This window comes from Edaphobacter modestus (assembly GCF_004217555.1).
Taxonomy (GTDB): Bacteria; Acidobacteriota; Terriglobia; order Terriglobales; family Acidobacteriaceae; genus Edaphobacter; species Edaphobacter modestus.
In genome coordinates this window covers 5,960,180-5,985,658 of sequence record NZ_SHKW01000001.1, presented here as the reverse complement: position 1 = coordinate 5,985,658, position 25,479 = coordinate 5,960,180, and the positions used below count along the sequence as shown (strand labels likewise).

General features: G+C 54.9%; 20 protein-coding genes and 1 pseudogene. All 21 read right to left on the bottom strand.

Features of this window, described 5'->3' with window-relative positions; genetic code table 11:
• Positions 1 to 11 precede the first annotated feature (11 nt).
• A complete protein-coding gene (locus BDD14_RS25370) occupies positions 12 to 725 on the bottom strand; it encodes a thiamine pyrophosphate-binding protein (protein WP_165420241.1) in 714 nt (237 codons plus the stop codon).
• Between the two features lie 100 nt (positions 726 to 825).
• The gene (locus tag BDD14_RS25365) at positions 826 to 1,263 is read right to left on the bottom strand and encodes a universal stress protein (RefSeq protein WP_130422358.1); all 438 of its coding nucleotides are present in this window, start codon (positions 1,261 to 1,263) and stop codon (positions 826 to 828) included.
• Positions 1,264 to 1,380: 117 nt separating this feature from the next.
• A complete protein-coding gene (locus BDD14_RS25360) occupies positions 1,381 to 2,379 on the bottom strand; it encodes a sugar phosphate nucleotidyltransferase (protein WP_130422356.1) in 999 nt (332 codons plus the stop codon).
• A gap of 210 nt (positions 2,380 to 2,589) precedes the next feature.
• Complete coding sequence (locus tag BDD14_RS25355; RefSeq protein ID WP_130422354.1) at positions 2,590 to 3,312, bottom strand: hypothetical protein; 723 nt, start codon at positions 3,310 to 3,312, stop codon at positions 2,590 to 2,592.
• Positions 3,313 to 3,762: 450 nt separating this feature from the next.
• Entirely contained in the window at positions 3,763 to 5,838 is a 2,076-nt protein-coding gene (locus BDD14_RS25350) for an FUSC family protein (protein ID WP_130422352.1), read from the bottom strand.
• A 4-nt stretch (positions 5,839 to 5,842) separates the two neighbouring features.
• Positions 5,843 to 7,042: an efflux RND transporter periplasmic adaptor subunit gene (locus BDD14_RS25345; protein WP_130422350.1), complete on the bottom strand. Its 1,200-nt coding sequence runs from the start codon at positions 7,040 to 7,042 to the stop codon at positions 5,843 to 5,845.
• An 8-nt stretch (positions 7,043 to 7,050) separates the two neighbouring features.
• Positions 7,051 to 7,311 carry a YtcA family lipoprotein gene (locus tag BDD14_RS33860; RefSeq protein WP_130422348.1) on the bottom strand — a complete coding sequence of 87 codons (261 nt, stop codon included), beginning with the start codon at positions 7,309 to 7,311 and terminating at the stop codon, positions 7,051 to 7,053.
• Complete coding sequence (locus tag BDD14_RS25335; RefSeq protein ID WP_242618193.1) at positions 7,308 to 8,642, bottom strand: TolC family protein; 1,335 nt, start codon at positions 8,640 to 8,642, stop codon at positions 7,308 to 7,310. Before BDD14_RS25335 ends, BDD14_RS33860 begins: the two co-directional genes overlap by 4 nt.
• A gap of 1,649 nt (positions 8,643 to 10,291) precedes the next feature.
• On the bottom strand, positions 10,292 to 11,488 hold the full coding sequence (locus BDD14_RS25330; RefSeq protein ID WP_242618192.1) for a hypothetical protein: 1,197 nt from the start codon (positions 11,486 to 11,488) through the stop codon (positions 10,292 to 10,294).
• Between the two features lie 190 nt (positions 11,489 to 11,678).
• Complete coding sequence (locus BDD14_RS25325; RefSeq protein WP_207231828.1) at positions 11,679 to 13,880, bottom strand: glycogen debranching protein; 2,202 nt, start codon at positions 13,878 to 13,880, stop codon at positions 11,679 to 11,681.
• 125 nt (positions 13,881 to 14,005) lie between these two features.
• Entirely contained in the window at positions 14,006 to 14,500 is a 495-nt protein-coding gene (locus tag BDD14_RS25320; protein ID WP_165420240.1) for a DUF302 domain-containing protein, read from the bottom strand.
• Positions 14,442 to 14,819 carry a helix-turn-helix domain-containing protein gene (locus BDD14_RS25315; protein WP_130422344.1) on the bottom strand — a complete coding sequence of 126 codons (378 nt, stop codon included), beginning with the start codon at positions 14,817 to 14,819 and terminating at the stop codon, positions 14,442 to 14,444. Before BDD14_RS25315 ends, BDD14_RS25320 begins: the two co-directional genes overlap by 59 nt.
• 90 nt (positions 14,820 to 14,909) lie before the next feature.
• Positions 14,910 to 15,605: a hypothetical protein gene (locus BDD14_RS25310; RefSeq protein ID WP_130422342.1), complete on the bottom strand. Its 696-nt coding sequence runs from the start codon at positions 15,603 to 15,605 to the stop codon at positions 14,910 to 14,912.
• 210 nt (positions 15,606 to 15,815) lie between these two features.
• Positions 15,816 to 17,267, bottom strand: coding sequence for an aldehyde dehydrogenase family protein (locus BDD14_RS25305; protein WP_130422340.1), 1,452 nt, complete (start codon positions 17,265 to 17,267; stop codon positions 15,816 to 15,818).
• Between the two features lie 55 nt (positions 17,268 to 17,322).
• A complete protein-coding gene (locus BDD14_RS25300; RefSeq protein ID WP_130422338.1) occupies positions 17,323 to 17,868 on the bottom strand; it encodes a hypothetical protein in 546 nt (181 codons plus the stop codon).
• A 116-nt stretch (positions 17,869 to 17,984) separates the two neighbouring features.
• Complete coding sequence (locus tag BDD14_RS25295; RefSeq protein WP_130422336.1) at positions 17,985 to 18,707, bottom strand: hypothetical protein; 723 nt, start codon at positions 18,705 to 18,707, stop codon at positions 17,985 to 17,987.
• A 31-nt stretch (positions 18,708 to 18,738) separates the two neighbouring features.
• On the bottom strand, positions 18,739 to 19,785 hold the full coding sequence (locus BDD14_RS25290) for an alcohol dehydrogenase catalytic domain-containing protein (protein WP_130422334.1): 1,047 nt from the start codon (positions 19,783 to 19,785) through the stop codon (positions 18,739 to 18,741).
• A 503-nt stretch (positions 19,786 to 20,288) separates the two neighbouring features.
• Positions 20,289 to 20,654 carry an AAA-type ATPase lid domain-containing protein gene (locus tag BDD14_RS35075; RefSeq protein ID WP_479724015.1) on the bottom strand — a complete coding sequence of 122 codons (366 nt, stop codon included), beginning with the start codon at positions 20,652 to 20,654 and terminating at the stop codon, positions 20,289 to 20,291.
• A 48-nt stretch (positions 20,655 to 20,702) separates the two neighbouring features.
• Positions 20,703 to 21,155: pseudogene (locus BDD14_RS25285) on the bottom strand (IS110 family transposase); the annotation flags it as partial.
• Positions 21,137 to 21,670, bottom strand: a complete 534-nt coding sequence (locus tag BDD14_RS25280) for a reverse transcriptase domain-containing protein (RefSeq protein WP_130422332.1) — start codon at positions 21,668 to 21,670, stop codon at positions 21,137 to 21,139. The gene BDD14_RS25280 and the pseudogene BDD14_RS25285, both read right to left, overlap by 19 nt.
• Positions 21,671 to 22,404: 734 nt before the next feature.
• Complete coding sequence (locus BDD14_RS25275; protein ID WP_242618280.1) at positions 22,405 to 25,335, bottom strand: TonB-dependent receptor; 2,931 nt, start codon at positions 25,333 to 25,335, stop codon at positions 22,405 to 22,407.
• Positions 25,336 to 25,479 lie beyond the last annotated feature (144 nt).

Sequence of the window (25,479 nt, the reverse complement as noted above, 5' to 3'; positions counted from 1 at the left end):
GTGCAAGTTGATTAGTCGTTCAGCCAGCGATCACCCTCATCCGGTTTGAGATCCCGACTGTGCGTTTCGAGGGTGTACAGACGAATACGATTTCCAGCCGTGTTCACAAAATCTTCCAGCATCTCAGTGTCGCTGGAAAAGGTGACCAAGAAGGGGGCCTGGGGTGTTTCGATCTTTATGTGGGCCAGGTCGGAGGGAAGTTGGAGGTAAACCGGCTGCTTCTGAAGGATGCATGCCCGGAGACAGTGATCGATCTCAACTACTGCGTTCTGGGGTGAAATTCGAGCCTGGGCAACGCTGAACTGACGGCCACATTCCATCATATTTTGAAAGTTGCCATCGCCGACCGTGTGGTGGACCAGTCCCCCGCGTGCGATCTCACTTATGCGAGGAGCCCCGGTGATCGCGATGATTGGGAGATGCTCGGCGAAGGCGCCAGCGATACCGCAAAGCGCGCTGAGTTCGCCGACTCCGTAAGTTGTGATGAGCGCACTCAGTCCGTGGGTCCGGGCATATCCGTCGGCTGCGTAGGAAGCGTTAAGTTCGTTGCAGCACCCTACCCACTTGGGACCATCCGCGGACTCCATTTGCTCCAGGAGCTCAAGGTTGAAGTCGCTCGCCACCCCGAAGACGTGAGCGAGCCCAACCTCACGGAGTCGCCGAAGCAGAACATCACCAATGGATTCTTCGAGTGTGATGCTGCTGGTCGGAGTCTTTCGCGTCACGATTATTTCCTCACTGTTTCCTGCCGGTCTGACGAGCCAGCAAAGTGGCTCAAAGAAAATGGTTGGGACAGGTCTTCCATGATTCCTTGGCTTATCAAATTTAGTGAACTCCAAGAACGTCACATCGCGCTCTCCGCGCCAGTTCCATCGCCGTACTACCCAATATCAGGCCGCCAATCCCGAAGTGAGGAGAGATTCCTAAAACGAGAAGGTCTGCATGTACTTGCTGAACAGCTTCCAGAATGCTATCCGCCGGCTTACCCTCCGCGAGGGTCGAATGCAGATGAATGGAATGGCTCTGTGCCTGCTTCTGCGCATCATCGAGAAGGTGTCGGTACAAATTCATTCGATCTTCTTCTAGTATTTTGGCGAGGTTGTCTGAAACCGCCCAGACAATGGACTCAAAAACAGGTAGTCCCTCGTCTATTGACACTACAAATAGATCTCCGTTATCGATTTCGGCCAGAGCTATCGCGCGATGCAGGGCTCGTTCGGCTGCCGGTGAATCATTTATGGCAATCAATACATTCTTGTACATGTCATCCTCTAACCGGGTCTTGCTGTTCCTGGTATTAGTGGCCCCTCCCAATTCGTCGCAACGACGGCGTCAATCCAAATTTAGGTAAGAGCAACGCAGTGCAGGTCTGCAAGGAAGTCATCCCGCAGCTTTTGAGAAGCAGAACCCGTCGCGCAACCACGCTGGTTGAATTTTGTTACGAGTCAGGATATCCATCACACGAGTAGGACTGCCGAGATCGGCCCATCCCGATGTCGTATCGGGCACCGCCAACAATCGATGAGGCTGAGGAGCCAAAACTTCGCGCGAAAAATCCACGGCCGGCATGAGCCGGTACGCAACGTCGAGTTCATTTTCTGCCATGGCCTTAGCGAGAGACGGAACGACGTTCGGAACCTGTGAACAGACCAAATCGAGGAAGGCTCTGGCGTGTCCGACGGTCACGAAAGTGTTCCAGAGGCAGCCGCGTTGCAAAAGTGTTTGAGCCTGCAGCAACGATGGCTTTTCCCAAAACCGGTTCACCTGCAGCAATGGAATTGGCACATGCGAAATGGCCGAGCCGAGTTCTATCCATCCGTATTCGACTTCCGGATAGTGGGCCTTGGCACCCACAAGGACGATCGAATCCGGATATTGTTCGGCGCCAGATATAGCCGCCCTGATGGCTCGGCCGCAAGCCTCAGAGTCGGAGTAGTAGTGATCACACGGGACGAACATGACTACCGCATCCGCGTCACGCTGCAGTATATGAAGAAGTGCTATTGCAACCGCGACACCAGTACCGCGATTCAAGGGTTGCGAGATGATGCGCGAGTCGTCCACATCCCGTAATTCCTCGCGATAGTAACTTTCGTGTGCACGTGTCACGACGAAGAGCTCTCGATCAACATGAATAAGCGATTCGATGCGCGCTCGCGTTTGGGCGAGAAGGCTCTCTCTACCGACGATGGAACAAAACTGCTTTGGCCTCGAGTCGCCCGCGATTTTTAGCGTCAAACTTTGCAAACGGGCCCCGTCGCCACCTGCTAGCATTACAGCCCAGCGGCGTCGTGATTTTTGGGCAGAAGGCCTGACGACTGAAGCCTCCTCAACTGGAGTCCGAACTCTGCTGCTTGCTTCGGTCAAATCGGAAGACACCGCTTCACCTCTTTCCTGAAAAGAACTCGTTGACTACCAACACCACTTTGCCCCTAGACTTTTGATAATCTCTCGTGGCCCATTGGGATTAGTTCGAGGTAGTACTTCCCCCCTTGACGTGCGTGGTCAGGGCGGCCACAAGCATTTCGCTGAAGACAAAATTGCTATTAAGTGTTTACTTCCTGTCATAGACTTCTATCCTTCCAAGAACTAGCTCATGACCTCGAAATCACTCAGATCAAGTGAGATCAGGAGAAGGTCGCGAATTGCTTTCAGATGTGGCCCGCGGACGTATGCACGTCTCTTCGTGGGAAAGCGGAACCCGTCCGCATCGACAAGGTCATATACGTATTGCGCTACGGGGACTCCACCAGCGATCTCCAAGTGGTAATCATGCCGGCGAAGGAGGAAGTCATCGCCGAAGTAGAAGTCCTGTTCTCTGCTGTGGCTGGCGATTGTGCCCGGAAATCGTGCGCGCAAACCTCGCCACTGCTCTGCACCCTCTTGCCACGGCGCAATCTCGGTCACCTCGAAGTCTGGCATTGCCATCAGGAATGGAGTCGTAAGGTATGTCCACCGTGCGTAACCGTTGAAGTATGCGCGATGAAGTAGGTCCCAGGGCGTATTCATCGTGTGACCAGCAAACGCTCCTCGGGGGTTCGAGCGCTCCTGTACGACAAGACCCGCGGTCGTTTCGATCGAGACACAGTTGGGCGTAAATATCATTCGCCAATCGGGTTGTCCAAAAGGTCGAATGACTGTACTTTGCTCATGGATTGTGACCGTTCCATCGAGAGGTTTCGGATCGGCCTCAAGCCCCTTCATGGGCAGCAATCCGCCTCCGGCCACAAATGTTGCGCTCACCTTGTTGAATTTGTTCCAGCGATCCAGACCGCCGTGTGCTCGTAAAACCAAATCAAGAAGCTCACTCATGGCATTCTCCCCGGTGACCGGCAACTCCTGAAGGTCATTGGCATCGCCTCCACGCCGAAGCGTAATTTACAGCCAAAATGTACATTTGCTAATGCAAGCGGAATGCCATTCGCAAATGCCTGAAAAGGCATCGATGTACGCTGATTCGTCATCGTGGTTTTCGTGGAATTCGTTGGGGTCGTGTTTCCACCTACTCGTAAATGGCCTGAGCAGAGTTCGAGGTGGCTGTTAGCTTGGCTGCGGCCCGTTGGCATGTTCGCTTACGTGCGTTTGTGCCTCTGCCCCTTGATCACGCAGACAAACGCAACTTGTCTGCCTCGATGCTGGGCCAGACGTGCTCTCAATGTGATCGTGCCGGGTGATCTTCTCCGAAACCGAATCGACCTAGTAATTCCGACGGTTCACAGCGATCACTCGCGTTGCCTTTCAGAGAAAAACGCCGATTGTGGCCTATGCTTCCCGGCTGAGGGCTGAGGCCAGATTTTGTAGGTCTTCGTAGCGAGCGATCGTGTTCCGGGTGTATTCGCCATTGTGCTCGCTATTCAACAACGACGGGCTGGCAAGGCCGGCTGAAGATTCTGGGGGAAAGCCGGTCTTCCGGCCTATAGCCTCGGCCATGACGTTCATGTGGTCTGCCAGTTTTCGGCGCATCTCCACAAGACCGGGTTCGGAAGAAACGTCTATCCCTTGTTGATCGTGCAGAACTGCGACCTGATTCCAGATCAGTGCTGCAGACGTGATGGAGATCTGAAGGATCAATTCACTTGAACGAAGGTGTTGATCACGATCGACACCGAATTCGTATTCGACTGCTTCGCTCATGGTTCGGAGGGCGGAGATATTCTTTCCCACCCGGTCGCGTACGCTCTCTGTTTCCCGTAGAAGTTGATCGCGCTGCTCGGCAGCGTCAATTAGCAGAAAGAGACTGGCCCCGCTTCTTAGTACGGAAGCCAGTACACGGCGCATGGCGGTCACCGTGCGTACCGGCCAGATTTGATCGAATACGAACCACATAACGACAAGAGCAAAGATTATTCCGATGAATCGATCGCGAGCTGGCGCCAACTCCGTGGACGCGCTAAAGTCCAAAAGCGCCACGAGGTAAAAGGCAAATGCAACCTGAATACCCAAGTAGTTGAACCGTGATCCTCCGGAGATCCATGATGCGGCAAACGCGATGGTACCTACCAGGACAATGAGCGAGGTGATCGAGTCCATGTAAGGAAAGAGAAGCGCAATAGTTCCGAGTCCAAGCAACAGGCCACCCAAGAGCGAGCCCAGTATGCGAAGAGTGACCCGCTGTTTCATCGCAGCTGTAGTGCTCAGTCCTGTAACCATGACTGTAGTGACCGATGTCGATACTCCCGGCCAGTCGATTGCGTTGTACACGATGTAACAGACCGTGGCGCAGAGACTGATCTTGAGAGCGAAGGCGATATTATCCTTATCTCGGATCGCACCCGGAATCAGAAAGGGGACATTTCTGGAGGGCAGGACAGCCAACTCCTTGTTCTTCGCAGCGCCCAGATTGACGGGCATCACCAGGATGGAGTGGATGGTCGCTTCCACACGATCCAGTAAGGTATTCGTTGTTTGCGGCCCGGGCTCCAGGCGCTTCTCCGATTGCGGGATGGCTGCAGGAATCAGGCGGCCACATTGTTCAGCGATGCGCGCACAACGCTCGATAAATTCGGGATCGTCGCGGGTGTCGCTCTGCAAGCCAAAGGCTGCAGAATGATCCATGAGTTCGGCCAGCATCGTGATCTGCACGCGCGTTCCAATGGGAAGGTAGCCAGTGTCAAGATTGCGGTCGACGATCTGGTTATATAGATCCATCATTCCTGTTTGCCCCGCAGCCGCAAGGCGTGACACACGGGCGGCAGCATCGAACCGTTGTTTCGGACTGACCCCCTCCCGTGCGCACAGGCTGAACATCTCCTCCAAAGACTGATAGCGAATGCGGAACTGGTCTTCCAGGCGATCAGCCGGGGCGCGCGCACCAAAGATGTACTCCACGGCAACGCCACAGACTGCAGCGATTGCAAACGCGGCTACCAGGCGAAGCGAATTCTTTACTATTGTGTCCTCGTGTGCGTGATGTTCCCAGAAGCCAATGACAACGCAGTAGATGAACCCAATGGCTCCGCCGAGTGACGGGAGGCTCGTGCTCACTAGAATCATTCCGCCAATGAATGTCACAATGGCAACGCTGAGGACGCGCGCCATCGGATCATTGTCACTGACAATAACAACAGCCATCTCGACGACGATCACGAGCACTATGGTCACAACAAGGACAAAGGCCGTTCGCAGGGATACGGAAGGACTCTCTCGTCCGATGAGAAACATGAAGTACAAGCCATAGGCGATGTACGGCATTTGCAGCACCAGCATCAACACCAGCACGAGGATGGATGCCAATGTCATCCGAAGAGAACTGTTGAGACGTCCGGGTGTGGGCTGGAGATCCTGCCAGACGCGTTGCAGCCACGGTGTGGGCTTCGGGAATGAGAAATCTTCGACCATCCGGCTATCTCACCACCGTCACGGCTGTAGCTCCGATACGGAACAGATCGGAATCGGGGTTCTGAATACGAATGCGAACCGGGAACCGCGACGAGAGATGCACCCAGTTGAGGGTCCGTTCGATATTGGGGAGTCCGGCGACTACGCTGCCATCCTCGGGGAACACGCCATACCCGATACTCTCCACCAGCCCAGTGAACTTTCTTTCTGGATGCCCCATGAGGTAAACTTCGACCGGTGAGCCGACGCGTATGTTTTTCACTTTCCCCTCACGATAGTTTGCGACGACCCACCATTTACGGGTATCGATGAGCGTGAACATCGGAGTGCCCGGTCGCGCGTAGGCGCCCTCTGAGATGTTCATATTGGTCACGTAGGCATTGAAGGGCGCGACGACGCGGCATCGTTCAAGGTCGAGTCGGGCGCGATCGACCTTTGCGGCGAGACCGGGCCGTTGCGACTCAAGAATATCCAGGGTGTCGATGACATGAATTGATTGGCCCAGCTTTGCGCGTGATTCGGATGCCTGATCGTCGGCTTCCTCCTGACGAAGAGCCGCCTGTGTCTCCTGGGCCTGTGCCTCGCTGAGCGCGGCCAGGGCTGCATCGTAGCTGCCGCGAGCTACTCGCACCGCCGTGTTGGCTTGATCTACTTGATCGACCGTCACGTATTGCTTCTGCAGCAAGGGTTCAATGCGATGCAGGTCGTTGGTGGCATATTTCAATTGGGCTTCTGCGGCATTGGCTGCAGCCTGGGCACGCAACACCGTTGCTTTGGCTAAATCAACCCCACTTCCGGCGGTGCGTATCGCGGTGGTGGAGTTATGGACGGCGGCACTTGCTGCGTCGACGGCGCTATTCTGCGCCGCGATTTTACGCTTCGTATCGATGATCCGCTGTTCCAGATTTTCCTGGTCGGAAAGAGCCTGCCGCAGAGCGTACTCGTAGTCGCGTGGATCAATGACGAATAGTAAGTCGCCCTGCTTCACGAACTCGTTGTCTTTGACCGGCAACTGGGCAAGACGTCCACTGATCTCAGGGGCTATTTCGATGAAGTTTGCCCGCACGCTGGCGTCGTCGGTCCGGGGATGCCGCTCGGTATCCAGAGTGACAAACAGCAATGCAACGACAGCGCCGGCAACTACTCCGAAAAAGATGCGGCGTCCCAGTTGCTTGCGATTGAGGTTCTCAGAGTCCTGTGTCATACATTGTCCTATCGGAAGAAAATCAACCACAACAAGCAGGTAGAAGCAGCGACCACGCATGGATAAAAAAGCGCAACCGGGCCCACTTCAGATTCCAATCGATAGCGCAGCAATAAATAGCGAACGGCAAATGCCAGAACCACTCCGGCGATGAGGCAAACCATCCACGCCGGGAAGAAGGAACCGATGATAGAGATAGAAGGCGCACGGCTACATCCGGTGCATAACAGGCACGTGACTGTAACGCCGAAGAGTCGCACTTTGGTCATTGCTTTTGGCCATCCTGTGTTTGTAGTTTGGTCGCGGGGGGCAAGCTTCGTAACAGATTCCCGGTCACGAATTCTAGTTGGACTGCTTGCAGAAAGAGTTGAGAGCGGGCGGATACAGAGGAGAGCCGGGCCAGCGCCAACTGCCTCTCTGCCGTTACCACGTCGACCAGGTTCTTGACGCCATACTTGTAGGCATCCAGCGATGCCGAGTACGAGGTACTGGCCGACTCGAGCAGCGCCACCGCTGCTTGTTCCTGCCTCTGTGCTGTGCGAAAGGCGATGAAACCAGTCCAGACTTGGCGTTGAGCCTGGTCATGCTTGTCCGTCAACTCATCCTGGGCCTCACGCTTTTTTGACTCAGCCATGGCCAATCGATTCTTTCGGTCGCCCCCGTCAAAGATTCGCCACTCTATGCCAAGTGAGGCAGACCATACGGGTTCATTCGCTGCTCCGAGCTGACCATAGTCAGCAGATGGCCAAATGGCTTGTTGCGCCCCCGAACCCGAGAGCACTATCTTTGGCCGGTATTCCGCCTTGGCCGAGCGGACCTCATTATCCGCGGCGCGGATTTCTGCGACCTGCGCCATCAGGTCGGGGCGGTCGGCCATTGCGCGATTGATCAGTTCATCGATGGAGAGGGTCAACGAGTCAGGCAAAGGAGCATTTTTTTGAGCGTCAATCACGATGTTCGGCGAAGGCTCGACGCCGAGTTCCTCTGCCAGAGTGACCCGTGCTATTTTCTCGTCGCCGTCGGCCGATTCCAGATCGAAGACAGATTGCGATGTTTCCGCCCTGGCATTAAGAACATCCGGCATCGTGGCTCGTCCGTTCTGTAGCCGGTCTTCGGCAGCGTCCTGCGTCGTCTGTGCGGTCTTCAGAGTTTCCTGGGCAGCTTGAAGACGCTCTTGTGCGGTGACCAGCTTGTAATAGTCGCTTGTGACCTGGAACGCTACTTCCTGGTTGGCCTGGATGAAATTCGCCCCGGCGGCCAGGGCCTCGGCTTTCGCCGCGCCGATGTTGGCCTCCCTCTTGCCAAAGTCGAAGATAAGATACTGCAGTGCAAGTTCGGGCTGCACAACAGTGGCTTCGACCATGATGTAGCCGCGCGGGGCAAGCGGTTTTGGAAAAGGCTCGATCAGTCGTTCATTTGCGAAGGTTGCAATCCCCGTCAAAACGGGATAATAGGCGCTTTTTGCGATGCCGAGTTGTTCCGCCTTCTGCTTAGCGCGCTCCCAAACCACGCGCGTGCGTGGATTGTTGTGTTCCGCAATATCGACGAGGTCAGCTAATGAATAGGCGTGGGTCGGGTCCAGCGTCGCGATCTTTCCCACAGGTATCTCATGAGCGGCGCAGTTGAATGCGGCGAGCGGAGTCGAAGCTACCCCGGCGCACTGCGACCATCCCTGTTCTCGCAAGAATAAGAAAAGGAAGAGCGACAAGGACAGCGGGCCGAATTGGCGCATTGAAGGAATGTACATCGACCTTATCGAAGTGAAGGAGTCAAACTTACTGGAAGATTTCAAACGCGCGAGACGGGTGGCCCGCCTGCCGATTGTTGTGCCACTGCAAGGGGCCTCCCGCTCACGTGCTAGGCACGCTAGGCGCGGAGTGCTCTACGACGGTGGCTGTCTGTAGCTCGGCGCCAAGCGTCTTGGCAAGAAAAATTGTTGAAGCCAGGGCCCCTAGCGATTCGTCAACGACTACAGCGATCCTTTGGAACATATCCTCTCCTACATCTACGCTTAAGAGCGTCGGCTGCCGTTCTACGCGATCTACTTTTTTCGCTCACAGACTGCAAGAAGCGTGGCTGCGTCGTCACCAGCTCGTGTCAATTCTGAAAGGTCGATCGTGTTCACAAATTCGATTTGCATCCGTCCACACACGTACACACGATGGCAATCACCTCGCTGTCGAGCCGTTTGATCGAGAAGCTCCTTGGCATCGCCTCCCCGCCGAGCCGAAAGTTACAATCGTCCTGCACGTTTACCAATGCAAGCCACATGCCATTCATAAGTGCTTGAAAAGGAGTCGAAGCAGGCTCATCTGTAATCGGGGATCTCGGGGATTTCGCGGATTTCGTGTTGCAGTCGAGGCGACATCTTCGCAGACTTTGAGGCAGCTCTTACGGATTCCAGTTTCGAGATCTTGGAATAAGAGCTGCGGTGGATTGATCGCTTTCGTACCGAGGTAAGTTTGCCCGATGGGTGTGCGCGATAGTGGATACTACATGGCATCCGGATTCCGTGATCGCAAGTTGTCGGGTTGGTTCGGACTCTGTGGTTGTGGTGACGATGGGCCTTCCCGAGGGGAAAGGTTTCAGAACAGAACGACCTTCTGAACCAACTCGAGTTGCTTCTGATTCTTTATGGGGCCAATCGGTAGGCTGGCCGGATCGCCGGCATTCTGACCTTGTGCGCAATCTACGTTCGGCCGATGAAGCACAACAAGCCATACTCGCGAATACCCGCGTCAGATGCTGGTTGCAACGGAATGCTGCCACGGAGTGCAACATTATGCTGCTAGTGGCAACATTCCCAATGCACTATTATCCTGCCGCCCGGTGCAATCCAACCAATCTTGCCATTCAATGCGAAGGGTCTCCATTGCCACATCCAGCGGCCCGCGGCTGCATGGCGAACCCCGGTCGGAGCAACCAGGCAGTAAGACGGGGTTTGCCCGTTATCCACCCGGACCCCGGAAGATTGGAGTTCGTCAGTGCAACTGGAGCGCTCCGTGAGTGACTCGGCGATGAAGCTCTCATTGAGATTCGCGGTAGCCGAAACTTCTCTATGGCCGACCACTCAGCAGGAACCGAAAAAGGGACCTCTGGCTCGTGCTTTCACCAAGTGCGTTGCCCGCCTCATGCTGAACCGTTGCGCCCAGCCATAACACTTTTCAGACACCCTCTTACAAGAAAAGCCCGATCTGAACCCCGTGGTTACGGGAGAACGCGCCCACGTGTAGAGACCGACCTAGGCTCTCATGCCTCCACAGGGAGTCGCATAGGGACAAGAAAGTTGCTGGCGAGAAGGTAGGTGAATAGATGTCCGAGAGGTGGCGCGCGACGCAGCTGGCTTGCCGAAACCCATCCATTCGTCTCACTCCACTCCCAACCGATAGCGGAAGCACTCTTCAGCCATTCCCGCAGATCCGCGACGGTCATCGGATAAACGTAGATGCGAACATTCTGGGCGAAGAGACGCGCGAGGGCCTCCAGAAGTCTGCCTTCGAGATTGCCGTAAACGTCTTCAAACGCTCGAATCACGAGGGAAAGACCTCCGACGACGCGTACAGGAGCCTGCGTATGGCGGTTTACGAGAGCTGTCATGTGGTAGAGCTCGGGTTTACGAAAAAGCAGCACGTCGCCGCCAGCGGCGAGAAGCGCATCGATGCGACGAAGCAAGTCGGGAATTTCCGGTGCTGGTTCGTCCGGCGTGAACGGAGCAACGTTTAGGCAAAAAAAACCAGCGGGCTCCGGTTTTGTTTCGCCAAGGTCCCCCTGAAGCTCTTGAATTGCCGAAGCCAATAATCGTAAATGGACGTGCGAGTGAACGGGATCGGTGTGGCCGAAGTATCCCGGCGCAAGCACGACGGCTTTCTTGTGGAGAACCTCGGTAGGGGGAACAGTCGAGCCATTGGCGGGGAAAAATACCGTCTCTGCGAGTCCCGCACGAACCAGGTGGACTTGCAGGGCACGGCGATCCCAGCTCTCGAATGCCGGCCCTCGAAGGTCCACGTAGTCGATCTCGATTCGCTCCGCGACGACGTCTTGTGTCAGGCCTTCCAGAAATGATTCCTTAGTTTGCACTTCATAGAACGCGGCATAGATGAGGTTGACGCCCAGAATACCGATGGCTTGCTGCTGGAGGACATTCGAAGGATCGCGCATATTGATGTGCAGCAGGACGTCGTTGGGAGGACCACCGGGCTGCAACTGGAACCGGAGACCTATCCAGCCATGGGAGTCGTTGGTTCCGGCGAAGTTACGCGCGGAGACGGTATCAACAAAGCAGAAGAACCGAGTCTGCGGCCCACGGGTTTTGCCTAATTGCGTGAGAAGTTGGGTCCATTCGTTGTCCAGCATCGCCTCAAGTCGCTGTTTGGATACGTAGCGCGACCCCGAGCCGTAGAGATCATCGCTGACTTCCTTGTCGTAAGCGGAAATGGTTTTAGCCACCGTGGCAGAAGCCCCTCCCACGAGAAGGAACCAACGCGCGACTTCCTGTCCGGCGCCGATTTCGGCGAAAGAACCGAAAGTGGATGTATCAAGATTCAGGGTGAGCGCTTTGTGGTGAGTGTCGAGTTTTTGATCAGCAGTTCCGTATCTCCGGCTCAGCGATAATGACCGCGACTGGTCACAGACTCTCTCATTCTGCATGGTTTTCTTCTTCCTTCCCATTGGAATCCTCCGGCGACGCGGTCGTGGTCCTCACGTGGCTCTTTCCGGATCGACGTAAGACAACGATCGATCTCGGAGCCAGCACGTATTTCGTCTGTTCTAGGTCAACTCCGTCGTTCGAGAAATCGTCAGGACTCGGTAAAGATGTGTCCACGATTCTCTTCCACTCCTGTGCCGCTCCTTCCTGAACCTGGAACTCTAGATCTTCCCAATACGCGTTGATCATCGTGTAGATGTCATCATCGCCTTGAGATGCGCCGTGCAGGCAGAGCGCCAGGCTGTGGGAGTTGTGAGACAGATCGACTGTCGAACCGGTTCCGTACCAGGAAACATCCTCCCTCCAGAACCTGCTGCGGCTGAGGGTAGGATGATTTTTTCGGAACGCGATCATGTTTTGGAAGAAACGGAAGATGTCGGCGTTCGCCTGGAGACGGCTCCAGTCCAACCATCCTGTTTCGTTGTCTTGATTATAGGGATTGTTGTTGCCAGACTGGGTGTTGAGGAATTCGTCTCCGGCGCGCAACATCGGTGTTCCGTTCGAGAGCAATAGCAAACAGCAGAAGTTCTTAGTCTGTTTTCGGCGCAACGCAAGCACCTCTGGCGGTGCTCCTTTGTCCCCCTCGTGCCCACAGTTCCAACTGTAGTTGGCGTCCGTGCCATCGCGGTTGTCGTTACCATTGGCCCAGTTGTACTTGCGATCATAGGAGACGAGATCGTACAAGGTGAAGCCGTCATGGCAAGTTACGAAGTTCACGCTCTGGTAAGGGTGATACGCGTTGGCGCGGCTGTCGGGGAACAAGTCATCGCTGCCATAGAGGCGACGCATCAGGTCAGGGACCATCCCGGGATCGCCATTCAGGAAACGGCGAACGTCGTCGCGAAAACGTCCATTCCACTGAAGCCAGGTCAATCCTGGAAATCCGCGACCAAGCTGATATGCGCCTGTGTCCCAAGGTTCTGCGATTAGATGTAACCGACTCAACTCCGGATCAGCAGCAATTTCGCTGAAGGTGGGGGCGTCTCCCCAATTGAGTGATCCATCGGCATTTCGGCTGAACACTGACGCAAGATCAAAACGGAAGCCGTCGATATGCATCTCCTCTTTCCAGTAGCGCAAGCTGTCCATCAGCATCTTGCGCACGTGCGCCTGGCCGAAGTTCAAGGTATTGCCGGTCCCTGAGTAATTTGCGTATGGGTTTGCCGGATCCGAGGACAGCATGTAATACCCAGCATTGTCGAGACCCTTGAAGCTGTAGATCGGCCCCGTATGATCGCCCTCGCAGGTGTGGTTGTACACGACGTCGAGTACCACGCAGATATCAGCCTCATGAAAGGCCTTCACCATTTCTCTAAATTCAATATGCTGTTGGCCGTCATCGCGCGTGCTCGCATATTGAGCATGCGGTGCAAAGAAGTTCAGAGGCATATAGCCCCAGTAGTCGCCCTCTTGTGGATCTCGCTGAAAGACCGGCATAAGCTCGACGATGGTTATGCCGAGTTTTTTTAGATATGGGATCTTTTCCACCAAACCGGCGTACGTACCTGCGATGTTTGGATCTACCCCGGAGTTAGGGTTCTTCGTGAAGCCGCTCACGTGAAGCTCGTAGATAATCGCATCGGACTCATGCCGCGGTGACCGATCTCCGGACCAGTCAAAGGCCGTGCGGTGAGCCATCAGCGCTCCCAAAGGCACGCGACCGGCATTTGCTCCTTCCTGCATAGCCAAGTCACGATCAAAACCGGGGGGGAAAAAGATGCATTTCGCGTATGGGTCGAGGAGAATCTTCTGGGGGTCAAAGCTATGAAGTGGAGGAACGGTCTGTCCCGATACGGAGTATGCATAGTAGCGAGCTTCGCCAATCTGTACGATTGGGATACGAGTGTGCCAAACCCGACCTGATTTGTTGCGCAGAAAATCGAAACGAAACGTCAGAACGGGGTTCACCAAATCGGCGGCGGAGAAGAGCAATAGAGTGACACTCTCCGCATGTTCAGAGTGAACGGCAAAGTTGAATGCCTGCTCTTCCTCAATCCACGTGACACCAAGCGGCAAGGGATTTCCTTCAGCCTGAGCCCATGTCGGGCGTTCCGTGAGTGTGGCCTCCATGGGGTGGGCGGCCTCAGTCGCACGCTCCACGTTGAAAAGCATGCTAACAGTTGAACTCTTCACTTTAGTTTCTCCAGTCCCCGGACCGACATATTGCCTTGGATACCCGCCGTCAGGCACGTCTGTCAGGGACCGTGCTTCGGTAGCACTGGGCATGATCCCACCTTCTAAATGTCGATGCCTTGATCTTAGGAGGCAGCCCGGGAAATCAGTTTTAGGACTTTAGAATCTAGATCCTTGGCTATCTCCAACGCCTTCGCGTTTCCATAAGGAGACAGAAAGCTCGCCATTGTGTCGTAAGCGAGATGTATCCCGTCCTGACTCTCGTAGATGAGAATGGTGACCGGAGCGTAAGAGCCAGCGTCGGGAACATGCTCCGCCATTCGCTTCATGATCAGAGGATTGCCTGCGATGATGCGTATCATCTTGTAGGCTGTTGCTGCGGGGTCCTTCCGCAAGGCCATACCCAAATCCAGGCGGAGGAATTCCATTAGATCAGAAGTGCCTACCGCTCCATTGACGAGTTGCTCAAACTCCGAAAAAGACTCGGCCGCAGCCAATTTTGGCGCAAGCGAACTCATTTCGGGGCGGCCGATCCCTGCGTAGATCCCGGCGAGAGTCTCCTCAAAGGATTTTGTCGATACGACGTTGAATCGCTCCACCCGAATCTCTGTAGATTTCATACCTCTGCTCCATTCTTCTTTGCAGGCTATTGGCCTGGTTGACTGTCGAAAGCCTAGTGTTGACCGCATAACCTTGTCCGCTAACCGTGCTCACATATCCAAGTTGGGACAGTGTGTACAGACATCGCCTAACGGCTGCGCGGCTGAGACCTGTTACAGCGCTGATTTTTGCGATCGTCGAGCACTCGATTTCCGAGCCGAAAGCCTCAAGAACAGCCAAGCCTTTGGCGAAGGAGAGCATGAAATCAGGGTCGCCAGAGAAGCGCCTGAGTTTCATAGCTTTGTTTTCGGGGTCGTCGATATCAGTGCCTGAAGCCATTCATATCTCCTTCTGACTGACGTGCAGCGAAACTGCGGGTGACTGGCCGAGAGTATCCCGCGCTCTGTTCGTGAACGTCTCACGCAGCATTCAGTGACGAGGGTAAGACATGGTCCAAACCGCCTTATCGCCCTCGCGGTATTCATTGCCTTCCCACGGGCTGCCGCAGACGTGCAGATACTCGTAGGGGGTTCCCGCGAACATCACCCAAGCGCCTTTGTCGCGAACGGTGGTCGGAAGCCCATTTGCCGCGGCATCGAAAGGCCACGTGATCATCCAGTGTGGTCCTATGGGAATGGCGGGACTGGTTTTATCCGCAGGGTTGGTGTTGCTTCTCTGTGTGGCGCCGCACAGCATGTAAATCATTCCGGGCGCTGTGTTCGTCGGCTTCGGCTTTCCTTGTATGGCATCCATCATCCATCGCATCCCCATAGGGTTCATACACATCGGTGGGACGCCGATTTTGTTTTCGTTTCCCGGTGTGCAAACCCACTCGTTGGTTCCTTTGGCTAGAACGGTCAGGCTGCCATCGGCAGCCATTTCGGCAACCGTCGCGTCTTTGGTCACTTGTTCGGGCCCAGCGAGGCGCGCCCTCGTAATTCTTGGATCTTCCCCCTTATCAGTCCCATATTGGCCTCCTGAAACCGGGTCGTTGGACACTGTATCGTTCCGTCCGATCTCATCCACAGTGGAGAGACCAGACAGAGCCTCAGCTTGGCCGGAACTGTTGGTCAGCAAAGCCGCAGCGGCTATCGTAGTTGCGAGAAATTCTCTTCGGGTTTTCATTGATACTCATTCCTCCAGTCAGCGTAAGTAACGCCAGCGCCAGAAGGAGACCGCCCCCAGTCTCTTCCAGGCCTGCCATTGACATGCAACGCCGGCTAGGTCCGCCGAACCAGCCGAACAACTTTTGTGTGCTGCGTGAGGTGAGGATCAATTCCACGATCAGCCGCAGAAAAAGAAATCCGATACCCATTTGACCCGTCCTTTGACAAGCTAGTAGTCAAACCACAGATTGGTTGCGCGCACCTTCTCCTCGGTGTAGGGCGGGAAGAGGTGATCAATGGCCACGTCAGGTGGCGAGAAGAGAATTGACTTGGCGTGGGTAAGGGAGTCGAACCCATACTTGCCGTAGTAATTCCCGATGCCGGAGCTTCCTACTCCTCCGAAGGGCATCGACTCAATGAAGACAAGAACGTTGGTCTCATTTACCGCGCCCCCACCGAACGAAAGTGACCGTAACACTTGGTCTATTGCCTGTTGATTCCGGCTGAACACATAACCGGCGAGTGGTTTGGGTAAGGACTTGATCTTCGCGATTAACTCCCCCAGATCGGAGTAAGTCAGGATCGGCAAGATCGGACCGAAGATCTCATCTTCCATGATTGTGTCGGACCAAAAAACGGGATAGAGAAGAGTCGGATCAAGGTAGCAGGCCGATTCATCGAACTTCCCGCCATAAACCACCTTGCTGGGATCGATCAGGGATGCAAGTCTTTTGACGGCTGAGGAATTGATGATTCGGGAGTAGTCCGAATTGCTCTTGGGGTCTCTACCGTAGAGCTCGACCACGGCCTTCATGCATTCCGCAACGAACTCCTCTGCCACCGATTCATGAACAGCGGCATAGCCGGGTGAAGTGCACCACTGTCCTCCCCACGCCGTTGCACCCCAGACAATTTTCTTGGCTGCATCGGGCAGGTTCGCCGTCTCGTCAACGATCGCGGGATTTTGGCCGCCCAATTCGAGCAACACCGGGGTGAGGTGTTCGGCCGCCGCTCTCATCACGACCTTTCCAGCGCTCACGCTTCCGGTGACAAACATGAAATCAAAGGGGAGTTGCAAAAGTTCTGTAACTTCTTCCCGGCTACCCATAACAGCGGCCAGAGCTTCCGGTTCGAAATACTTCGGGATCAATTCCAAAAGCAACTCGTCGGTCGCAAGTATCGCCTCCGACAGCTTCAATATGCACGGGTTGCCTGCGGAAAGAGCAGTGCAGGCTGGACGCAGCGACAAAACAAGCGGCCCATTGAATGGGCAAATGATCGGCGTAACGCCATACGGCTCGCGGTACACGATTCCTTTATGTCCGGACTTAGCGAGGAACTTTGGGATAGGCGCTTCGACTGGTTTCATCCACTCCTTGAGTTGAGACTTCGTGTATTCGATGGATGCGATAGTGGCAGAAACCTCGAAGATGTTCTCCTGGATCGCAGTCTTGAAATCTCTTCTCGATGCTTCGGAGAAGCGCTCGTTGTTTTCCTTGACCATGCGGGAAAGGCGGTCGAGCTGATCAATTCTCCATTCATAGGTCTTCGTGACGTCCGTGGCGAAGTACGCCTTTTGTTTGTTGAACAGATCTTGAGCAAAAGCTCCTCCCCTGGTGCCCTGGTTGGACTTCGCGAGGTCCGATGCTGCGACTTCAACTGCTCCAGTCGTGGCTTTCATTTGTCACTCCGTTTCATTTGTATTTCGTTCTGGTTGGACGACAGTGCACCAACCCTCAATGCTTGTCGGCTTCTTGAATCGGTATGACCAAAAACCATTGGTCGGCCTGACTGGGGAGAGGCAAATGAATGATGTATGTGCCGTTCTGGCCGCCGCGGGTGAAACCCTGGAGATCTTCTGGATGAGGGGTTACCAGCATAATGTGGGGTCCCACGTGAAACACCCCGCCGGACGCGCCCGGAACCCATTGCCCCATAAACATGTAGGAAACGCCAAGTCTCTCAGCGTGCTGCGGCCGTCCGGCAAGGCCATCTTTCAGCCACTGAAAGAAGACCTTATCGAAACATCCCGGGTCATCGTGCTTGGAGCCGGGCGGTGGGCCCGGCAGGCAGGTCCATTCACTGGTCCCCTGACGGAGAACTCGAAACTCGCCACCTTTGGTGGCTGGATAATCCACGATGGTCGCGCCATCGGTTATGAAGTTTGGTGCGGCCGTTAGTGCGTCCGCAATTTTCTCAGCGTCCGTTACAGGCAGGTGTTCGGTTGGGGTCTGCGCGCCGGCTGTGAGGGCAAAGAAAAGACAAAATACGGTTAACTTCATTTCAATCCTCCAGGAGCTTCTTTACAGCACAGCTTCGAATTCGACGTTGTCCATCTATGCAGCGCCCTTCGTCTATTGCAGCGCCAACCATCGAGACTTCCATACTTGCTAAGGGCTCACGTCTCGAACCGCACGTTGCTGATATCGATTGAGACCATCAGCATTTCCAGGATCGGCCGGCGATCGGGCCCACGCGTGTAGGCGCGCCGCTTGGTTGGCAGACGGATGCCATCCGCCACCACATAATCCGAAGTCAACTGCGCCGCATTAAAGCCGCCTGCGATATTCACGTTATAGTCATGCCGGCGCAGCATCAGGTCCTCACCGAAGAAAAAATCCTGAATGAGGCTGTGCGTCTCGATCGAACCAGGAAAGTATGCGCGCAACACGCGCCACGTCTCTGTGCCTTCACGCCAGGCTTCGGTCTCCTCGACTCGTACGCCATCCATCGCGAGGAGGAAGGGCGTGGTGAGATAGCTCCATAGGGCGTAGCCATTGAAATAGGCACGATGTAGCGGATCCCAGGGCGTGCTCATCTGATGGCCGGCGAACGAGTCTCTGGGCGCACCGCGCTCGGCAACAAGCGTGCCATCGAGTTTCTCAATGGCGATCCTGTCTGGCGTGAACATAGTGCGCTGATCAGGAGCTCCGTAGGGCGAGACTGACGAGCGTTCCTCCTGCAACCAAACGGTCATGCGACGCGGGCTTGGGTCCTGTGCGACTCCCTTGAGTGGGAAAAAGCCGCCGCCACTCACAATCGTCGCCTCGACTTTTTCGTATCGATTCCAGCGATCCATGCCACCGTGCGCGTCAATAATTCGGGCAAGTAATTCGTTCATCAGTTATCTCCTTCAGATTCAGGTTGATTCATCAGTTGACTGGCGCACTCTGCGCAGTTCCGTACTTTGTAACAAGCACCATGCGGAACCGCGCTTGGCCATGCATCATCCGAGCGTAAGCATCCGCTGCCTCTTCGAGAGGAACTGTTTCGATCATCGGACGGACGTTCTCTAGAACGCTGAAGGCAAGGGCATCCTCCGTTTCAATCGCCGTCCCGGTCAGCGAGCCATAGACCGAGCGTCCTCCGAAGACCAACGGCAACGCGCTTAGTTGCATCGGATCCTGCGGCACGCCCACTACGATCAGCTTCCCGCGGGCAGCAAGACCGGACACAAGTGGCCCCATAGCATCACCACTCGGAGCTGTTGCGAGTATCGCCCTGGCTCCTCCCATACGCTGCAGTGAGGCTGCGGAATCATCGACGGCAGTATCGATGTAGACGTGCGCGCCGAGATCTTTCGCAAGCTGTTCCTTCTCGCCTCCACGTCCGATTGCAACGGTATGGAATCCCATTTGTCGCGCAAACTGGATGCCAAGGTGCCCAAGACCACCAATGCCCTGCACGGCGACCAGATCTCCGCCGCGCAGGCCGGCATTACGAAGAGCATTGTAGGTCGTGATGCCAGCGCAGAGGAGAGGGGCGGCTTCTGCTGACCCAAGCTCATCGGGGATGGAGGCGAGGCCGCGCGCTTCAGCAATCACCACTTCCGCATATCCTCCATCTACGGTGACCCCCAAGACCACAGGATTCTGACAGTTCACCATGTCTCCGCGTCGGCAAGATTCGCATACACCGTCTTCGCCGGCAATGAGGCCGACACCCACCCTTTGACCGATCTTCCACCGGGACACGCCTGCACCGAGCGCTTCAATGCGGCCAATAACTTCATGCCCCGGAACGCGCGGCAGGGTTAGGCCCGGGTAAGTACCTGTGACCGTAGCGGCATCGGTGTGACAGATTCCACATGCTTCGACCCGAATCCGGACCTGACCCGCTCCGGGCTCGGAGATTTTCCGTTCCACTACCCGAAGCACGCCGGGTGCGGAGACTTCCACTGCTTTGTACGTGTCTTTCATGTGTCTCTCCCATGTGGAGTGGTCGTGGGTTGCTGCGAAGAGTCGAGTAGCCGATGTGGCCACAGCTTCGGTAAATTGCTACTGGACAATGCATTCTTGTTCTTTGTCAATCCACACACGAAGAAAGGCGGGGCACTTCCTGAGCCCGACACCTTTGCGCTCGCAAGCTGCAAGAAAAGTGGCTGCGTCGCGATTCGCAAGCGTCACTTCTGAAAGGTCGTGAGCGATCTTGGCGCTTTCCCCCTCGATCAGTTCCTTAATCGTGTCCACACAATCGATTTGCACCCGTCCACACACACGAAACACGATGGCATTCCCCTCGCTAACGAACCGGTCGATTCTAAAGGTCGTTGGCAGCGCCTCCCCGCCAAACCTAAGTTACGGCCAGGATGCGCGTTTACCAGTGCAAACCGGATGCCATTCTCAAATGCTTGAAAAGGCGGTCGACGCAGGCTGATTTGTTATCGGGGTTTTCGCGGAATTCGCGGAATTCGTGTTTCCATCTAGGGGTAGACGGCACTAGCTGAGTTTGATGGGGCTCTTACGAATTTGCAGTTTCTTGATCTTGGAATCAAGAGTAGACGCTGGAATTCGAAGCTTGGCTGCAGTTCCGTTGGTACTGTAAACTCGGCCTCCACTTTCCATGAGTACGGCTTCAATGATTTGGGGCTCTCGCGACCCGAGTCGCCGTCAGCAGGTTCAGGCACCTGTTGCCCCAATCTCTTCTTCGCGGTGTCTGTAGATAGCCAAGCTTCATCCACACAAAACACGTCATCAGGACTCACGATCACCGACCTCTCGACGACGTTCTGCAACTCGCGGACATTCCCTGGCCAATCATAAGATCGTCGAGAAGGAACTGAAACCAATCAACCCGCGCGCGGAAGTGACGAATGAAACACGGGGATTCACGTCCGAAACCGCAGAGACATTTCTTGCAGGCGCCGACGTGGTGATTGATGCAATCGACTTCTACGCAATCGAGGCCGATACCGTACACGGTGGATCGCCTGCAGGTCTAGCTGGTCATCGGTCTTGATCGGGACGAAGCGCATGTTTTGCCGAGCTACTGCTTCCGCGATGGCTTCAGCATCTAGGAAGTCGTTCTTGTTGGACTTCACGAATGGCTTAACGAACTGCGCAGGGATCAGCCGCACGTCATGACCCTGTGCTCGAAGGGCTCGGCACAGGAAATGCACCCCCGAGAAAGCTTCCAATCCGATCAGAGATGGCTGATTATGTTGGCCGTATGAGTCAACAAACTGCTTCTGCGAAAACTTCCGACGCACTAGAACCTGCCCAGTAGGTCCAAGTGCCACAAGCTGAAACGTCGTCTTACCCAGGTCAATGCCTATGGACGCAATCTGCATGTCGATAATCCTCCGATCAAAGTTGCCACCACAATCCTCCCTCTACGGGGAAGGATCAAGCGGTAGAGTCGAGATGTGGCGCGGTGGTCGAAATAGCTGCTGAGATCCGTATCTACAATCTTCCTATGGCCAGTGTTGATCAGCTTATGGACATGCCGCACTGCGTCCAATGCGCTGCGGTCTGCCCGATAGGCATACTGCTCCGGCTGCAGGTCGGCTTCGAAAATAGGTTCGAGCACCAACAGTGCTGCCGTCTGCACAACCCGATCCCGGATTGTTGGTATCCCTAACGGCCTTTGCTTTCCATCCGGCTTGGGTATGTATACCCGCCGCGCAGGGTGCGGTTGGTAGGTTCGACTTTTCAGTTCCTGCGCCAGTTCCTCCAACCACCGCTCCACACCGTACTGCTCGATGTCCTCGAATGTCCGATTGTCCACTCCGGCTGCTCCACCATTGGCTTTGCAACGTTTGCAGGCATACACCAGAACATCCTTGCGGTACACCTTGTCATACAATTAGGCTCATCACCAATCCCGTAGTCCTTTGTCGCTTATTACGTTCGTCTTCAACTGAGGCCTCTTCCCTCCACCGGCCTTACCCGGCTTCATCGGTACTACAAGCCTCTCCGCCACCCCAAACGGCCCGGCCTGTCTCTCGCGAGCTGCCAGTTGATCCAACCACAATCACCGCTGGGGCTTCCCGTGTTGCCTTCAGTCCCCTTTGCTTACATGCCGTCGCCACTACCCCGGCAGGTTGGAGGAAGCTGTTCGCTCATACTCTTCCCCCTCCTCGGCCTTCCCCAAGTCCGCGGCGGGTCCGCACCTGCATCATGAATTTCGAGGCTTGCTCAGCGTTCACTCACGTTACGGCCTGCACGCTTGCAGAGTCGCCTTTACGACCCTCTTCCATCGGAGGCTTCAGCAGCTTTGTTACCTCCACCGCTGCTCCGATTGCTACCGGGCGGAACGAACCAGTTCCCGGGTGGGACTTGCACCCACTGTGGACTAAACGCCTTTCACGGCGCACGCGGACCATCTCATTAGCCGACTTGCACTAAGACTTCCCAGGACTGGAGCACGTATGGAAAGGCAAGGAAGCTTCGCCCGCAAACGTCACACAGTCGGCATAGTACCGCCATCGAGGATGAACACGGACACTTGCAGTGCTCCTGGCCTCGCCTTTCACAATAGACGACCTCGGTTAATGCAACAAAGCCCTAAATTCGTTGGTGGTTATTTGATCTACCGGTTCAGAATGAAATGCTAGCAGCGAACTGCATGACACGTGGCGTCCCCGTCCCTATAAGGCCGGTGGCATTTGCTGTTGTGGTAATGGTGCCGAAGTTTCCTGCGCCAAAGGTTGCGTTTGGGTTTCCGTATTGTGCCCGATTAAATATGTTGAAGGCCTCAGCCCTGAAGTTCAACACGCAGCGCTCAACAAGGTTGAAGTTCTTGTCCAGCGCCAGGTCATCCTGCCAGAGGATCGGTCCGCGTCCGTAGTCCCGTGGCGCGTTTCCCCATGTCCCATTCACCGGAACGGCAAACGCACTTGGATTGAACCACTGCTTGATGGAACGATTGGCGAAATAGAGTGGTTGTCCTGGAACAAGATCAGGCCGTTGGTTCACGTTGTTGTGATCGGGAAGTGCGGCATTCGAACGGCTTACCACAATATTCACCGGAAGGCCTGAACGATAGTTCAGCAGATCGGTGAACTCCCAGCCACCGATAAGGACATCTGCGAGCCGATTTTGATTCAGGAATCTTCGTCCACGGCCAAAGGGCAATTCGTAAAGCAAGCTGATGTTCCCGGAGTTTCGGACGTCGAAGTCGCTTGATCCGCGCTCACATTGGAAACACACTACGTTTTGAGCGGAGTTGGATTCTCCCGCTCCCACCGATCCATCGTTGATGGCGTGGGACCACATATAGTTTCCTGCCAGGAACATTCCATTGTGAACCTCTCGTTTTACGTTTACTTGAAGCGCATTGAAACTGGAAGCACCTTCCTGGGTCTTCGTATCCACCTGACTTGGAAATGCAGGTGCGAGTGGGTTCTTGCCAAGCGCGGGGTCAAAGACATTTCCATATGTGCGACGGAATAGATGTGTGCCTTTGGCACCAAGGTAGGAGACCGTACTAACGACCTTGCCAGGCCACTGGTTTTGCATAGAGGCAGTCCAGTTTTGGACGTACGAGTCCGGATGGTGAAGAGACATGGATCGCGGAGTTACTGCTAGCCCTGTTGTCGGAATCAGACTGGGGTCGATCGGGTAAGCATAGGCCTGTGTCGCCGAACTCTGAAAGGTAATCGATGGCTCATCATTGACGGCAGGACTGTCCTGATCCGCAAGCTCCGACTCGCCGTGATACATTCCGTATCCAACCCTGAACACCATGTTGCCTTGGCTACCCGAGGGCGACCAAGTAATCGCCAAGCGTGGATCGAAGTTCAGATAGTTGGAATAAGAGAATGGTGAGCCAGGGCGGCAATAGCCCCCGCAAACCTGAATATCGAATGGGTTAGAGAGACCGTGCGCCAGGCTAAACGGCTGGAAGAACCCGTAACGTACGCCGGCATTCACGGTCACGTTTGAGCTAAACTTCCATTCGTCCTGAGCATAGGCAGCAATCTGCGTCTTACGCAGTCCACGATCCGGTAGTGGTGCCGTGGCCTGAAACGAGTTCAAGGTATTCGAGAGAAAGTTATCAAGGCTAGTCCAACTGGCGGTACCATCCGCCGTATTGGCCTCATTGAACTGCACTCTGCGTACATCCACGCCAAACTTCAACGTGTGCCGATTGAGGGTCCAGATAACGGTGTCGAGATAGGAGAATGTTGTGGAAACCTGCTGCTTATAGATGGTCTCGCCGAGCGATGTAAACCCACCCCCGAAGGAGAAATTAATGGGTAGACCTGTCACTTGATTCTGATGATATGTGTTTCGGTTAAGCCCGAACTTGGCTTCGTTAATCAGTCGTGGAGTGAACACATGAAGATAGTCAATGACAGCGTTATGAACGCTGGCATCCACTTCGATGCTCTGTCCTACAGCGTTTAGCGGGCTGGTGCTGGAACCTTGGTCGGTGTTATAGCGGACGTAGATGCTGTTTTTTTCGTTGATATGGTGATCGATCCGTCCAAGTCCTGAATCTTCCTTCACCGGACTAGCGGCGTAGCTGGTGTAGTTGTCGGCATAGCCTTCTTTATCGCCTGAAGGACTTTGGCCTGTAGGGTATGCGGTAATGATGGCCTGTAGCGGAGCGGACAAGGAAGCTACCTTCTGCCTAAACAGCGCGCTAGGCACCAGACCGACTTGGGGCACACCGCCCAACACCTGGCGAAACCCTTCATACGACGCAAAAAAGAATGTACGGTCCCGGATGATCGGTCCGCCCAAATCCGTGCCATATTGATTCAGGTGAAATGCCGGCTTCTTCGAGGTAGTGGGATTGAGCGGAGACCGAGCATCGAAAATATCGTTCCTCAAGAAGTCAAACACTTTGCCGTGGAACTGGTTTGATCCACTCTTCGACACAACACTGACCTGCCCGCCCGCGGATCCTCCGTTTTCGGCGGTGTAAACGGCGGAGTCGACTTTGAATTCGGCGATCGCGTCGGAAGATATCTGAAGACGTAGTGCCGATTTCAGGGCTTGCTTCATGACACCTGAAGCATCGACCCCGTCAAGGCGATAATTGTTGTCGTCAATCCCATTACCCGCAAATCGAATCGACGACTGTAGACCCGACCCGGAATCGATAGCTCCTGGTGCAAGCGTCTCGAGTGTTGCCCAATTACGACCGTTCAAAGGGATATTTCTGACCTGTTCACCGCTGACCGTACCGCCAAAGGTCGCTGTCGTTTTGTCAAGATCGGCGACGGTGTCAATTACCTCCACCGTCTCCGAAACCGACTGCACATGTAACGTAATGTCGAGAGTTCTGACATTTCCTGCAGTTTGTTGCACGTGTTCGATACGAGTTGTGGCGAAACCAGTTTTCTCGAATGAAATGGTATACAACCCGATTGGAAGAGCTGGAATTGTGTAATTTCCGTGCTCACCTGTTGCTGTTGTGCGAGTTACTTGAGAGTCCTCAAGGACAACCCTCACTCGGGCTTCACGTATTGGCGCACCGGATTGGTCGTTCACAGTTCCGTTCAGCTGCGTGCTGTCCACCTGAGCTCTGGAGAAAATAGTAATTAGGGTCAAGGCAACCAATACGGCATACTGTACTAATCTTTTCACTGTTGTCCTCGTCTAGTGCATAGTGCTGGTCCATAAAGATGCCGACGTCTGCATGCCGGATGTTTCTATCCAGTT

What these genes read in the sequence shown, in the direction of transcription:
- BDD14_RS25300 (WP_130422338.1), bottom strand. Translation starts at nt 17,868, where the DNA reads ATGAAGTTAACCGTATTTTGTCTTTTCTTTGCCCTCACAGCCGGCGCG.
- BDD14_RS33860 (WP_130422348.1), bottom strand. Translation starts at nt 7,311, where the DNA reads ATGACCAAAGTGCGACTCTTCGGCGTTACAGTCACGTGCCTGTTATGC.
- BDD14_RS25315 (WP_130422344.1), bottom strand. Translation starts at nt 14,819, where the DNA reads ATGGCTTCAGGCACTGATATCGACGACCCCGAAAACAAAGCTATGAAA.
- BDD14_RS25305 (WP_130422340.1), bottom strand. Translation starts at nt 17,267, where the DNA reads ATGAAAGCCACGACTGGAGCAGTTGAAGTCGCAGCATCGGACCTCGCG.
- BDD14_RS25365 (WP_130422358.1), bottom strand. Translation starts at nt 1,263, where the DNA reads ATGTACAAGAATGTATTGATTGCCATAAATGATTCACCGGCAGCCGAA.
- BDD14_RS25310 (WP_130422342.1), bottom strand. Translation starts at nt 15,605, where the DNA reads ATGAAAACCCGAAGAGAATTTCTCGCAACTACGATAGCCGCTGCGGCT.
- BDD14_RS25320 (WP_165420240.1), bottom strand. Translation starts at nt 14,500, where the DNA reads ATGAAATCTACAGAGATTCGGGTGGAGCGATTCAACGTCGTATCGACA.
- BDD14_RS25345 (WP_130422350.1), bottom strand. Translation starts at nt 7,042, where the DNA reads ATGACACAGGACTCTGAGAACCTCAATCGCAAGCAACTGGGACGCCGC.
- BDD14_RS25355 (WP_130422354.1), bottom strand. Translation starts at nt 3,312, where the DNA reads ATGAGTGAGCTTCTTGATTTGGTTTTACGAGCACACGGCGGTCTGGAT.
- BDD14_RS25350 (WP_130422352.1), bottom strand. Translation starts at nt 5,838, where the DNA reads ATGGTCGAAGATTTCTCATTCCCGAAGCCCACACCGTGGCTGCAACGC.
- BDD14_RS25295 (WP_130422336.1), bottom strand. Translation starts at nt 18,707, where the DNA reads ATGAACGAATTACTTGCCCGAATTATTGACGCGCACGGTGGCATGGAT.
- BDD14_RS25290 (WP_130422334.1), bottom strand. Translation starts at nt 19,785, where the DNA reads ATGAAAGACACGTACAAAGCAGTGGAAGTCTCCGCACCCGGCGTGCTT.